The organism is Arthrobacter sp. PL16 (assembly GCF_035985055.1).
Taxonomy (GTDB): Bacteria; Actinomycetota; Actinomycetes; order Actinomycetales; family Micrococcaceae; genus Arthrobacter_D; species Arthrobacter_D cheniae.
Genome location: NZ_JAXCIC010000001.1, coordinates 126,058 through 139,529, shown reverse-complemented (window position 1 = coordinate 139,529; position 13,472 = coordinate 126,058). Strand labels below are relative to the sequence as shown.

Here is a 13,472-nt window from a genome sequence, read left to right as displayed (position 1 = left end):
GATGTTGGTTCAGGCATATCGAATCCTTGGGTCCAGCCACGCGTACAGGAGATCCACCAGCAGGTTCGCGAGGCAGAAGATGAGGATCAGGAACGTGACGATCGAGACGACCATCGGTCCGTCACCGTTGAGCACGGCCCGGTAGAGCGTGTTGCCTACCCCGTTGACGTTGAAGATCCCCTCGGTGACGATCGCGCCGCCCATGAGGGCACCGAGGTCGGCTCCGAGGAAGGTGACGACGGGGATCAGGGAGTTGCGGAGGACGTGCACGACGACCACACGCCTGCGGCTGAGGCCCTTGGCCGTCGCCGTGCGGACGTAGTCCGCGTTGACGTTCTCGATGATGCTCGTGCGGGTGAGGCGCAGCACGTAGGCGAAGGACACCAGTCCGAGGACCACGGCCGGCAGGAGCAGCTCCGAGAAGGTCGCATCCCCGCTGACGGTGGGGTTGGTCCACTGGAGCTTCACGCCGATCAGGAACTGCATCAGGAAGCCGAGCACGAAGATGGGTACGGCGATGACGACCAGGGACAGGACCAGGACCGAGGAGTCGAAGATCTTCCCCTTGCGGAGGCCTGCGATCAGGCCGAAGACGATCCCGAAGAAGGCTTCTATGACGAGGGCCATGATGGCGAGCTTCGCCGTGGTCGGGAAGACCTCGGCGATGATCGTGGCGATGGGCCGCCCGGAGAAGTTGGTGCCGAGATCGAAGGTGAGGACGCCCTTGAGGTAGAGCAGGTACTGGATCCAGAAGGGCTGGTCGAGGTTGTACTGCTCACGCAGTCCTGCGACGACGGCGGGAGTGCAGCCGCGCTCACCGCAGATGGCGGCGGTGGCATCACCGGGAAGGCTGAAGACGAGGAAGTACACCAGCAGGGTGGCGCCGAGGAAGACGGGGATCAGCTGCAGGAAGCGTCGGACGATGTACCAGACCATCAGCGCCTACCTCCCGGTGCTGCGGGCGTCCGGTCGGGACGCGAGTGGGGGTTGCTCATGAGGTGTTGGACCTTTTCGTTGGAACACGGAAAAGGGGCCCGCCCTGTGCCGGGCGGGCCCCGCGACCGCTGGGGGTTACTTGCCGGTGATGGCGTAGTAGAGCGGAACGCCGTTCCAGCCGAACTCGACGTTGTCCACGTTGTTGCTCCAGCCGCCCTGGGCGACCTGGTACCACAGCGGGATGGCCGGGAGGTCCTCGAGGAGCTGCTCCTGGGCCTTGTTCATGGCCTCGTTGCCCTCCTCGACGGTGCTGGCCGCCAGTCCGTCGGTCAGTTCCTGATCGAACTCGGCATTGCTGTAGCGGGCATCGTTGGATCCCGCGCCTGTTGCGTAGATGGGTCCGAGGAAGTTGTACAGCGACGGGTAGTCCGCCTGCCACCCGGCACGCAGGGAACCTGTGAGGGTTTCCTCCGTGGCCTCGGTGCGGGCTTCCTTGAACGTCGCGTATGGCTTGCCCGCAACCTCGATGCCGAGGTCGTTCTTGATGTTGTTCACCACGGCCTCGACCCACGTCTTGTGGTCGCCCTTGTCGGCGTTGTAGCCGATGGTGAGGGGCTGCGACTCGTCGTACGGCGAGATTTCCTCGGCGTCCTCCCAGAGCTGCTTCGCCTTCTCCGGGTTGTACTCGAGGTTCTCGCTGCCCGGCAGGTCCTCGCTGTAGCCGTCGAGCACGGGTGCGGTGAAGTCCTTGGCGGGCGTGCGGCCGTTGTTGAAGATCACGGACGTGATCTCCTCGCGGTTGATCGCCATGGAGATCGCCTGGCGGCGGAGCTTGCCGGCCTCGCCGTCCCAGTTGGGGAGGTAGTACGGGATCGCGATGGTCTGGTTGCCCGCGTACGGCGATTCGATGGAGCGCTCACCGAGGTCGTTCTTGAAGTTCTTGATATCGCTCGTGGGGATCGTCTTCAGGACGTCGAGGTTGTCCGAGATGAGATCCTGGTAGGCGGTCGTGTCGTTCTGGTAGATCTTGAACGTCACGCCCGCGTTCTGCGCCGCCTGCGTGCCCTCGTACTCGTCGTTGGGGACGAGTTCGATCTGCTGGTTGTGCTGCCAGGCGCCCTCGGAGGCGAACTTGTACGGGCCGTTGCCGATCGGGTTCTCGCCGAAGGCGGCGGGATCCTGCAGTGCGGCAGCGGGCAGCGGGAAGAACGCGCTGTAGCCCAGGCGCAGCGGCCAGTCGGACTCGGGCTGGGCGAGCTTCACGGTGAACGTGCGGTCGTCGACGACGGTGAGGCCGCTCATGGTCTCCACGGTGGAGCCCTCGGCGCTGGCCTCGTCGTAGCCCTCGATGCTCTCGAAGAAGTAGCTGGAGAGCTGCGCGTTCTTCGCGGCGGCACCGTAGTTCCAGGCATCGACGAACGAGCTCGCGGTGACGGGGTCGCCGTTGGTGAAGGTCTTGCCTTCCTTCAGCGTGATCGTGTAGTTCTGCGCGTCCTCGGTCTCGATGGACTCGGCCATCTCGTTCTCGGGCTTGCCGTCTGCGTCGTAGCTGACGAGGCCCGCGAAGATGAGGTCGAGGATTGCCCCGCCGCCCACCTCGTTGGTGCTGGTGGGGATCAGCGGGTTCTGGGGCTCGGATCCGTCCACCACGATGACGGCGTCTGTGGTGCCGCCGCCCGTGCTGGATTCAGTGCTTCCGCCGCCGCATGCACTCAGCGACAGGACGGCGATGGCCGCGACGCTGAGCATTTTGGAATTGCGCGTGAAACGCATTCCGCCTCCTAGGTTTAGGTCTTTCCGGCGCTGATGTGGCCGGTTCGGTTGCCCCGCGAATAGCGAGGGCCAACTCACACCGCAGAATCATATGCCCGATTTGTTGCTTCCCTGAACAACCGGCCGGCGGGTGCCCGTCCCGGGCGGGACTCCACGCGGGTCGACGCCCGTCTTTCCGCCCGCCAGCGATACCTCAGCGGCTTGATCACGCTTCAGTAACGACTGCTGCCATCGGTCTTCAGCCCTACACAGGGCGTGGAGGAGGCCCGGGGCAGCGGGTTCCTCCCTGTCCGTCGGACCCGGAGAAGCCCGTCCTGCCGCGCAGGACGGGCTACCTCCCCGGTTCGGGCATGCCGGCTGTGCCGACACCGCTCTACGGGGAGATCAGTCGGTCGTCGCCATGAGCTTTGCGCGCAACTCGCGACGCTCCCGCTGTTTCGTCGGGTCAGGGAGCGGAACTGCTGCCAGCAGCCGCTGCGTGTACGGGTCCCGGGGGCTGCGCAGGATCTGGTCGCGACTGCCCTGCTCGACGATCCGCCCGCGCTTCATGACGCAGATGTAGTCCGCGAGCACATCGACGACGGCGAGGTCATGCGTGACGAACAGGCACGCGAATCCGAGCTCCCGCTGCAGGTTCTGGAACAATTCCAGCACCTTGGCCTGCACGGACACGTCCAGTGCGGAGGTCGGCTCGTCCGCGACCATCAGCTTGGGCCTGAGCGACAGGGCCCTGGCGATACCGACGCGTTGCTTCTGCCCGCCGGAGAGTTCATGCGGGTACCTGTTGCGGTAGGAGCGTGGAAGCTCGACCTGGTCGAGGAGTGTCTCGATGCGCTTCTGCAGCTCCCCGCCCTTGGCCTCGCCGGCGAGGAACATCGGCTCGCCGATGCTCTCGCCGATCGGGAGCCGTGGATTGAGCGATGAGGACGGGTCCTGGAACACCATGCCGACGTGCCGACGGACGGCGCCGAGCTCCTTCGATGAGGGACGGAATCCGGAGATGTCGGTGCCGACGACCTTCAGCGATCCCGCGGCGACGGGCAGGAGCCCGACGGCGGCCCGACCGATCGTCGTCTTGCCGGAGCCGGACTCCCCCACGAGGCCGATCACCTGTCCCGGGTACACCGTGAGGTTGGCGGCCTCCACCGCTCGGAACGCGGGCACGCGCCCCTGTTTCGGGTATTCGATGGCGACGTCGATGAGTTCGAGGACGGGCTCGGCGGTCGGTGGCGCGACGGACCGGTCCTCGGCGAGCTGCGCGAGGACCTCCTGCTCCCGCCTCTCCAGCTCATCGTGGTCCACCGACTGCAGCTCGGTCCGGGTGGCCGCGGCGAGCGCGGCGGTGATATCGACGTCGTCGTTCCCGTCGCCCTGCCCGAGGTGCGGCACGGCGGCGAGGAGCGCCTTGGTGTACTCGTGCTGCGGATTATTGAAGATCTCATCGGCCGTTCCGGTCTCGACGATGCGCCCCTGGCGCATCACCGCGATCCGGTCCGCGAGGTCCGCCACCACACCCATGTCGTGCGTGATGAGGACGATCGCGCTGTTGAGCTGGTTCCGCAGGTTGCGCATGAGGTCGAGGATCTCGGCCTGGACGGTGACGTCGAGCGCCGTGGTCGGCTCATCGGCGATCAGCAGCTTCGGATCACAGGAGAGGGACTGCGCGATCATGGCACGCTGGCGCTGGCCACCGGACAATTGGTGCGGGTAGGACCGGAACGCCTTGTCCGGGTCCGGCAGCTCGACCATCTGCAGCAGGCGCAGTGCGCGCTGCTTCGCCTCATCCGGCGAGATCTCATTGTGCAGGCGGAGCGTCTCGACGATCTGGAACCCGACGGTGTACACCGGGTTGAGGGCGGTCATGGGCTCCTGGAAGATGACGGCGACGTCGTTGCCGCGGATCTGCCGCAGCTTGGCGGGCGACATGGTGAGGACCGACTTGCCGTTGAGCAGCACGTCACCGGTCACGCGGCTGTTCGAGGGCAGGAGCCCGAGCAGGGACATGGAGCTGGCGCTCTTGCCGGAGCCGGACTCCCCCACGATTGCCAGTACTTCACCGGCGTTGACCTGGTAGTTGAGGTCTATCGCGGCCGGCACCCACTTCTTGTCCACGCCGAAGTCGACGCAGAGGTTCCGGACTTCGAGCACGGGCCCCTGGGACGCCGGCCGGTCCATGCCGGAGTCTCCCGTGCCGCCGATTACCTGAGTGCTCATGAGGGATTCTCCTTCGTGACGGAGGGTACGCGGGTCAGCGTGTCCTCCTGGATTGCCGCGTGCGGCTGCAGTGCTGGGACTATTGAGCCATGGAAAGCTCGAGCGTGGCCGGAGCCACCGTCTTCAAGCCGCGTACCAGTATCTGGTTCACGGGCATCGCCGTCCTGATCGCGGTGGGTGGGCTCGTGTCGGTGCTGGTGACGGACGGGACCGCCGGCCTTTCGGCGGCCGCGCCGCTCGTCGGCGTCGCCTATCTCGGCTGGTGGCTGTTCTGGTATCCGGCCGTCATTTTTGCCGACGAAGCCGTCACCCTGCGCAACCCCCTGGCCACCATCCGGGTACCGTGGGCCGCACTGATCGACGTCGACACCAAGTACGCGCTGAAGCTCGTCACGCCCTCGGGTGCGTACACCGCGTGGGCCGCTCCCGCTCCCGGCGTGTGGGGAACCCACGCCGGGAAGGTCGAGCATGTCACCAACCTGCCGTCCACAAGCTACGGTCCCGGCGGGTCCGTCCGTCCGGGCGATCTCAAGAACACCGATTCGGGCTACGCCGCCTACCTCGTCCGCTCCCGCTGGCAGGAGCTGGTGGAGAACGGCACGCTCGACGTCGATCATCCGGATAGTGTGCGCCGCTCCTGGAACTGGCGGCACATCGCGGTCGCGGTGCTGCTGATCGGCGCGGGCGCCGTCCAGAACGTCGGCTCCTAGACGACGTCTCACGTGGCCGCGGGCTTCTCTGCGTCCTTTGCCCGGCCGGCGTTGAACTTCTTCTGCCGCGGATCGAAGGCATCGCGCAAGCCGTCGCCGATGAAGTTGATGCAGAGGCAGATCAGGACGATGAACAGGCCCGGGAACCAGAACAGCCACGGCCGCGTCTGGAAGGCTTCCTGGTTCTGGCTGATGATGAGCCCGAGGGATACGTCCGGAGCCTTCACGCCGAAACCGATGTAGCTCAGCGCCGTCTCGAGCAGGATGGCCGAGGACATCAGCAGTGTGGTGTTCACGATGATCACGCCGACGGCGTTCGGCAGGATGTGCTTGAAGATGATGCGGACATTGGATGCTCCGGCGATCTTCGCGGCGTCCACGAACTCGCGTTCGCGCAGGGTCAGGAATTCACCGCGGACGAGGCGCGCGAGACCCGTCCAGAGTACGAGCCCGAGGAACAGGCCCAGGAGCCAGATCTGCGCTCCAGGCCCGACGTACCGATTCACGGCCTGACCGAGGGTCGCGGCTGCGAGGACCACGGGAATGATGATGATGATGTCGGTGAAGCGCATCAGCACTGCCTCGGTCCAGCCGCGGAAGTATCCCGAGCAGGCACCGACGATCACGCCGACGACGCCGGCGAGGGAGCCGATGATGAACATGATGATGATCGAGTTCTGCGTCCCGCGCATCGTCATGGCGAAGTAGTCGCGGCCGATGGAGTCCTGGCCGAACGGGTGGTCCCCCCAGCTGAAGGGGCCGGTGACGGTCGGTGCACCGCCATTGAGCAACGGCAGGAATTCCGTGTGGTTGTACTTCCACCACCCGGGGACCCCGGCGAAGCCCACGGACGTGAACGCCAGGAGGAAGATGATGGCGAAAACGACGAGGCTGACGATCGCCGCCGTGTTGTCGAAGAACTTCCGCCGCACGATCTGGCCCTGTGAGAGGCCCTTCGCTTCCGGCTCGGGTGCGGGATGGGTCGGTCCGGTGACCGTGGCCGCATCCCCGCCCGGAAGGTCTGAGGGGGTCTGGATGCTCATGCTTTCACCCTTACGCGAGGATCGAGGAACGAGTACACGATGTCGGCCACGAGGTTGAAGACCAGCGCGAGGATTCCGGCCACCAGGAAGAAGCCCATGATGGGATCGGGGTCGGTGCGCTGAAGCGCCTGGACGAAGAGCTGGCCCATGCCGGAGAACGCGAACACCTGCTCGGTGATGATGGCACCGCCGATCAGCGCTCCGATGTCGAAGGCCACGAGGGTCGCGAGCGGGATCAGGGCGTTGCGGAACGCGTGCCGCATGACCACGGTGCGATCGCTGAGGCCTTTGGCCCGGGCCGTGCGGATGTAGTCCATGTTCATGATCTCGAGCATCGAGGCGCGCGAGTACCGGCTGTAACTGGCGAGGGATGCGAGCAGCAGTGCGAGCGTCGGCAGCAGCAGGTGGGTGAACGTGTCGAGCCCGTTGACCCAGAAGGTGCCGTCGAGGCCGGGCGTCTCTGCTCCGACCGTAGCGATCGGCCTTCCCCGGACGCGCGGGTTGCTGACGTAGGACGGCCACGTGACCATGAAGCGGTCCACGACGATGAGGAACCCCATGAGGAGCCCCGTGAGCGCCGCGGCGCGCATGCTCTGGGCGCGGTCGTAGCCGCCCATGGCGTAACCGACCCCCATACCCAGCAGCACGGTGACGATCGCGAGGATGACGATCATCCAGACGGTCGCTGAGTTCAGGATCGGGTTGACGACGTAGTAGGCGACGAGCCCTACCGCGACCATGATCAGGGACGAGAAGAGCGCCTTGCGGTTGCGGAGGCCGGCCGTCAGGAGCACGATGCCGAAGGCGATGCCGACCCCTGTGACGAGGATGACGATCGGGCCGAGGCCCGGCGTCGAGAACCAGTCGACGAGGTCGAGGACTGTCAGCAACGCCGCTGCGACGATGGCGCCGACGACGAAGGCGATGGCCCTGCGTTTCCATGACCGGCTGGCGAACAGCGCCCAGATGAGTCCGCTGGCAATCGCCACGACGAGGATCGTGGACGTGGGTATGTCGGGATCCGCCAGGAAGTTGTTGAAACCGATGGCCCCGAACTCCTTGAGGAGCACCGCGAGCCAGAAGATCGGCAGCGAGAAGAACAGGAACGACATGAAGGTCACGCCGTAGTCCAGCCCGCTGTACTGGCGCAGGGCGGTGATGATGCCCAGTGAGATGCCGATGATGATGGCCAGGACGGTGGCCGTGGTGACGAGGGTGATGGTGTTGCCCATGGCCCGGGCCAGCGACGTCGTGACGGCCTCACCCTGGATGCTTGCGCCGAGGTCACAGCTGGCGGCGAACGGCACCAGGCACTTGGCTGCTCCCGCGAGCCAACCGAAGTAGCGCAGTGGCGCCGGCGTATTGAGGTCGAGGAGTTCTGTGCGCGCCTGGATCAGCTGCTCCCGGTTAGGGGCGTTGCTGGCCCGAAGGTCCTCGAGCGGATCACCCGACAGGGCAGTGAGCTGATAGACCACGAAGGAAGCGCCGAACAGGATGAGGACGGCCGTCACCAGACGCCGAACGATGTAGGTCACCATGTATTTCAAGCCTCAATGTTGAGTGCGGGTGGGTGTTCCCGTGCTTCGCGAAAGTGTAGTGCAGGGCCCGGAGGGACGAAATGTAGCGTCTCCCAATCACTCCGGTGCCACTGGCCCCACCAGGAGGCCACCGCTGCGGGGATGGGGCGACGTGGCCCTTGGCAGAGAAAAAGACGCCGGGACGGCTGAGTTCCCCCGTCCCGGCGTCTTCCTCCTACAGATGTACTCGTTCCAGCGGTCGAGCTACTGGACGACCTGCCAATCCCAGAAGTTCCACCAGACACCGGTCTGGTTCGGCATGTACTCGATGCCGCTGACGTTGTCGCTGAAGGCGTCGACGCCGGGCACCTGGAACAGCGGCAGTCCGTACTTGGAATCCCAGATCAGCTTGTCGATCTGCACCTGCAGGGCATCCTGCTCGGCAGGATCCGTGGTGACGATCAACTCGTCCATCAGCTTGTCGGCTTCAGGGCTGGAGAAGCCGTTGAAGTTCGAGCCGTTGCCGGACTTGAAGATCTGTGGCACGCCGGATACGCCGACGCCCGAGTTGATCCAACCGAAGATCGTGGCGTCGTAGGTGCCGTTGCCCAGGGCGGATCCCCAGTCCGAGGAACCGAGGCCGCCGTCGACGATCTTGAAGCCGGCCTGCGCCGCGGACTCCGCAATGAGCGTGTACGAGTTGAGGCGGTTCGGATTGTCCCGGTTGTACATGATTCGGACCTCGGGAGTCGCTCCATCGAGCAGCTCCTTGGCGCCTTCGATGTCGACCTCTGCGTAGGCTTCCGACCCATTGGTCGACGCTGCCTCTTCATACGGCTCCTGGTCGGTCAGGAACAGCTGCGAGTCGAGAGGCTCTGCATCAGGGTTGATCTTCTTGGTGATGGTGTCGACGAGCTGCTGTCGCGGCACCGTCTTCATGAAGGCCTCGCGGACTGCCTCATCTTCGAACACGCCGCTGAAGTTGAGATCGAGGTGGTCGTAGGACAGCTGGTTGCCCTGCTCGACCGTTACGCCCTCGAGCCCTTCGAGCTGCTCGACCGTATCGGCCGAGGCCTGCGGGGCGATGATGTCGACCTCACCGTTCTGCAGTGCCTGGACCTGCGCGGGGGCCTCGCCGATGTAGCGGACGGTGATCTCATCCACCTTCGGCTCCGGGCCCCAGTTGTAGTCCTCGTTGCGGGTCAGGGTCATCGACTGGTCCGGCGTGATGGCCGAGGCGACGAACGGACCGTTGGAGAGGAAGAGCGACGGATCCGTCGGCAGCGACTTGGTGTCGAAGCCGGTGTTCCAGAAGTCGGCGAGAGCCTGGACCTCGGGACGCTCTACCGGGCTCTCCGGGTCTCCCGCAGGTGTGGTCTGAATGAGCTCGATGAGTGCATCCTCGTCGGCAAGCCCACCCTTTTCCGCCAGCACGTGCGCCGGGGTGGAGATGCCACCCTCGGTCATCAGGCCGAACGCGACCTCGTAGTCCGCGAAGGGCTCCGAGTAGTTCAGGGTGATGGAGCGCCCGTCCTCGCCGATCTCGGGAAGTTCGGTGAGGGCGAGTCCCGCAGTGTCTCCCGCGTAGTCGAAGTAGGTGGCGCCGGAAACGACCTCACCTGCGTCGTCCAGTTTCGAGTCGTTGAAGTACCCGGAGCCGATGGCCCAGGAGAGCAGCAGGTCTCCGCCGTCGACCGGTTCGCCATCGGACCAGTTGACTCCCTCGTTGACCGTGTACTTCACGCTCAGGGGATCCTCGGAGAGGACCTCCATGCTGCCGAAGTCTTCGTTGGGGACGACCTCGAGATCGTTGTTGATGTAGTTGAACCCGGAGTGGGTCGCGTAGGCGATCTTGCCGTTGATGTCCACATTGCCTTCGGAGCTGTTCGAGTTGAACGAGCTGAAAGCATTTACTTCTACGACGCGGATGTTTCCGCCCGTTGCTTCGCCCTCGGCGCTCTCCTCGGGAGTTTCAGTTCCCGTATTGGCAGCGCAGGCGCTCAATGCGAGTGCTGCCACGGCAGCGACCCCCAAAGCTTTGGAAGTACGTCCGAAACGCATTCCGCCTCCTCTTTCTTAGTGTGATCCCAGCTTCACGCGGTGTTGCATGACAGCGGACACGCGACCCGAGAGGGTGACGCTACTCACGTGAGCAAAAGCCTAAGTGCACATTGTTACCAGCAGGTATCCATGTGGGTGGTCCCTAACGGTTGTTATCGAGCTGCAACCAAATGGTTCCAGCCGACCGAGGCGCCGCCTCTCGATGCCGGGCCGGGTGCTGAACCTGTGGCGACGTCCCACGGGCTACGCACAGGTACCCCTCTTTGCAACGCACGACGACGGCGATCCGCGTGGCTTGATCAGGCGCTCGACCCGGTGTTCTGCTTGACGGACCCACGCTTGCACAGTGTCATCGGTGGCACCGCAGGTGCCCGTCCGGCAGGGCGCGGAGCGACATGACGCAGAAGGAGGAGCATGGCCTGGTTGTTCGTCGACAAGCACGCCGCCGTCTGGGACGACGACGCCAATATCCAGGCAGCGATCGGCGCGCTGAAGGCGCGGTTGGACCAGCATGCCGAGGTGCACCTGTCGATCCAGAGCAGGGGACTCAAGGGTCCGGTCTTCGTCATCACGAGAGACACGGTGCTCAGTTCCCCCGAGCTGAACAACCGCTTCAACGCGGACCTGTTCGCCGAGCTCACGACACCGACGGCGCGTAACAGCCCGACCATCCACTGGTTCTCCGACGGACGCGGGTTCGTCTCGGAGACGAACAGCCGGATGTGGTGACCGACGCATAGTGTGAGGATCAGCACTGCACCGCTTCCTCGAAGGAAACCCATGCCCGACCCACAGCGTCCGCTACGCAAGCTCGGATTCCTCACCATCGGCCTGTTCGATCCGGCGGACCCGGCCGCGGGGCACGAATCGACCCTGCAGATCATCGAACTCGGCGAGCAGCTCGGATTCGACAGCGCCTGGCTGCGCCACCGCCACCTGCAGTTCGGAATCTCCTCTCCTATTGCGATGATGGCCGCTGCGAGCCAGCGAACGTCCCGGATCGAGATCGGAACCGCGGTCACCCCGCTGGGCTGGGAGAATCCCCTGCGCCTGGCCGAAGACCTGGCCACCGTCGATCTCCTCGCCGGCGGACGGATCAACCCGGGCCTCAGTGTGGGCGAACCGATGCACTACGACACCGTCAAGGATGAGCTGTATCCGAACTCTTCGGAGCTCGAGGACTTCAGCTACGCGCGCGTGGAGCGACTCGCCCGTCTGATCTCAGGGGAACCGCTCCGCGCACTGTCCGGCAGACAGGGTGTCGTCGAAGAATTCTCCAACCGTGTGGAGCCCCACTCCCCCGGGCTGCGTCAACGGCTGTGGTACGGGGCCGGCAGCAGGAAATCCGCCATCTGGGCTGGGGCGAACGGCTTCAATCTGCTCTCCAGCAGTGTGATCTTTCCCGAGGACGACCAGGAACCGGTCTTCGACCGGATCCAGCAGGCACAAATCCGCGCCTTCCGTGAGGCTGCCACCACTTCAGCCGGAACGCACGGACCAGGGCGGGTCTCGCAGGGCCTGGTGGTGATCCCGACCGATTCAGCGTCGGCGGACCAGCGGGAAAGGTACAGACGATACGTCGAGGAGCGCTTGCCCCGCACCAAGGCGCCGCAGGGGCCGCGAGGCATGCTGTTCGCCCCGGATCTCGTCGGCACCAGCGATGAGATCGCCGAGCAACTGCACGCGCACGCGGGGTTCCAGGAGGTCGACGAGGTGGCGTTCGCGCTGCCCTTCAGCTTCGACCACGAGGACTACGTCCAGATCCTGACCGACATTGCCACCACCCTGGGTCCCGCCCTCGGATGGACCCCGGGTGGAACGGGGCACGACGTCGATTAGGGCGTGTGCGTCAGGGCGATGGGGCCGCCGCATACACGCGGACCCAATCCACTCGCATCTCGCCGGCGCCGTTGGGAGTGCTGTCCGGGAACCAGTCCAGTTGTAGCGTCTGGTGCATCGAACCGGGGGGCTGGTGCGCGGGATCGGTGTCCTCGAACCACTTCACCCCATCGATGTACCCCACGATTCCCTTCGGAGACCAGTCGACCGCGTAGTTGTGGAACTGGGAAACGTCCAGGGCCTTGAACGCCGACGTCTGTGAGTTCGAACACGCATAGTGATGGAAGAACTTGATGACGTTCCAATCACCGGTGGTCTCCGCGAAGTCGACTTCGCCGTCGCATGGCCAATTTCCACTGTCCGGCCACAGGATGGACACGAGGTGATATTCATCGTCACCGGACCCGGCCGCACGGACTTCCCATCGCCCGTACTTCTGGTTTGCGAACTTCGCGCTGATGCCGGCGGTCGTGCCGTCCGGAGTTCCCGTCATGACCATCTTGGAACCGTCCACGGTGACCTGCTGGGGACTCCGAATACCGTTGCCGGCGTGCCCGACGCTGTTGTAGACAATCCACTTCGTAGCATCCGGCGCACCTGCGTAGTTGAACTCGTCGCCAGCTGTCCGTGTGCCCCAACCATGGACTACCGCCGCCTCGGTAGGTGTTCCCGTGCCAGGGGCGGTCGTCACGACCAGTTGGGGACGCAGGGCGGGATTCGAAGCTTCCTTCGACGTGAACCCGATCCACTTCTGCGCGTTGCTCTCCAGCTTGAAGTTCTGCTCACCACCCGTTGCGCTCACGCCCTTGGTGACATCCCATTCGACCCAGGAGTTGGCAGCGAACCCGCCGGCCTTCCCCAGCCACGCTCCGCGTACCGGAGCGTTGTTCCAGGTAACTCCCCCCTCGGTCCAGCCGCCGGACGTGGTGAACACATCCACGAACTGGGTGGACGTCGTGGATGTCTCCGAATACACCCGCAGTTTGGCCGAAACGACACGTTCTCCGGCGGGAACCCGGATATTGAAGCGTAGGAGTGCGTTCCGCCAGATATTCGCACGTCCCTCCGTGGACAGACGGATACTGGACCCGAAGTTGGTCGTCGCCCTGTCTGCCTGGACGTAACTGTCCATGGTCAGCGAGACCGTCGCTGCGGCGCTTGCCGTGGTCGGAGTGATGAGTGCGAACCCGATCAGAAGGGTCGATGCAACGGCTACGCACTTACGCCAGAACGACATCCCTGATGCTCTGACAGCCGTCGACCCAGGCACCGCAGGAGTTACCGGGCGGACGTGGAGCAACGCTTGTGCCGAAGAGGAGGTGCTTATTGAACCAGCGGACGTAGCTTTCATATTCATCGCTGTTTCTCATGTGGAATTG

At 64.7% G+C, this 13,472-nt stretch carries 10 protein-coding genes; 3 read left to right on the top strand and 7 right to left on the bottom strand.

The features are described from left to right. Positions 1-9 precede the first annotated feature (9 nt). The 3 genes from RCH21_RS00660 to RCH21_RS00650 form a co-directional block, all read right to left on the bottom strand. Positions 10-936 carry an ABC transporter permease gene (locus tag RCH21_RS00660; RefSeq protein ID WP_326962794.1) on the bottom strand — a complete coding sequence of 309 codons (927 nt, stop codon included), beginning with the start codon at positions 934-936 and terminating at the stop codon, positions 10-12. 135 nt (positions 937-1,071) lie between these two features. Then, a complete protein-coding gene (locus RCH21_RS00655; protein ID WP_120149408.1) occupies positions 1,072-2,709 on the bottom strand; it encodes a peptide ABC transporter substrate-binding protein in 1,638 nt (545 codons plus the stop codon). 384 nt (positions 2,710-3,093) lie between these two features. Continuing rightward, on the bottom strand, positions 3,094-4,923 hold the full coding sequence (locus tag RCH21_RS00650) for an ABC transporter ATP-binding protein (protein WP_442784640.1): 1,830 nt from the start codon (positions 4,921-4,923) through the stop codon (positions 3,094-3,096). An 89-nt stretch (positions 4,924-5,012) separates the two neighbouring features. On the opposite strand from RCH21_RS00650, the gene RCH21_RS00645 reads away from it, so the two are divergent. After that, positions 5,013-5,633: a PH domain-containing protein gene (locus tag RCH21_RS00645; RefSeq protein WP_326962793.1), complete on the top strand. Its 621-nt coding sequence runs from the start codon at positions 5,013-5,015 to the stop codon at positions 5,631-5,633. A gap of 8 nt (positions 5,634-5,641) precedes the next feature. On the opposite strand, the gene RCH21_RS00640 is transcribed toward RCH21_RS00645, so the two are convergent. From RCH21_RS00640 to RCH21_RS00630, 3 genes are all read right to left on the bottom strand, one after another. Next, a complete protein-coding gene (locus RCH21_RS00640) occupies positions 5,642-6,676 on the bottom strand; it encodes an ABC transporter permease (RefSeq protein WP_326962792.1) in 1,035 nt (344 codons plus the stop codon). Beyond that, positions 6,673-8,214, bottom strand: a complete 1,542-nt coding sequence (locus RCH21_RS00635) for an ABC transporter permease (protein WP_326963215.1) — start codon at positions 8,212-8,214, stop codon at positions 6,673-6,675. The genes RCH21_RS00640 and RCH21_RS00635 overlap by 4 nt, the downstream gene beginning before the upstream one ends. Before the next feature lie 243 nt (positions 8,215-8,457). After that, entirely contained in the window at positions 8,458-10,212 is a 1,755-nt protein-coding gene (locus RCH21_RS00630) for an ABC transporter family substrate-binding protein (RefSeq protein ID WP_326962791.1), read from the bottom strand. Positions 10,213-10,668: 456 nt separating this feature from the next. Between RCH21_RS00630 and RCH21_RS00625 the strand changes: the two genes are divergently transcribed. Together RCH21_RS00625 and RCH21_RS00620 are read left to right on the top strand one after the other, a co-directional pair. After that, positions 10,669-10,983: a hypothetical protein gene (locus RCH21_RS00625; RefSeq protein WP_326962790.1), complete on the top strand. Its 315-nt coding sequence runs from the start codon at positions 10,669-10,671 to the stop codon at positions 10,981-10,983. Positions 10,984-11,034: 51 nt separating this feature from the next. Further along, positions 11,035-12,093 (top strand): LLM class flavin-dependent oxidoreductase, encoded by a 1,059-nt coding sequence (locus tag RCH21_RS00620; protein ID WP_120149415.1) that lies wholly within the window; start codon positions 11,035-11,037, stop codon positions 12,091-12,093. 10 nt (positions 12,094-12,103) lie between these two features. On the opposite strand, the gene RCH21_RS00615 is transcribed toward RCH21_RS00620, so the two are convergent. After that, complete coding sequence (locus RCH21_RS00615; protein ID WP_326962789.1) at positions 12,104-13,330, bottom strand: CBM96 family carbohydrate-binding protein; 1,227 nt, start codon at positions 13,328-13,330, stop codon at positions 12,104-12,106. Between the last annotated feature and the right edge of the window lie 142 nt (positions 13,331-13,472).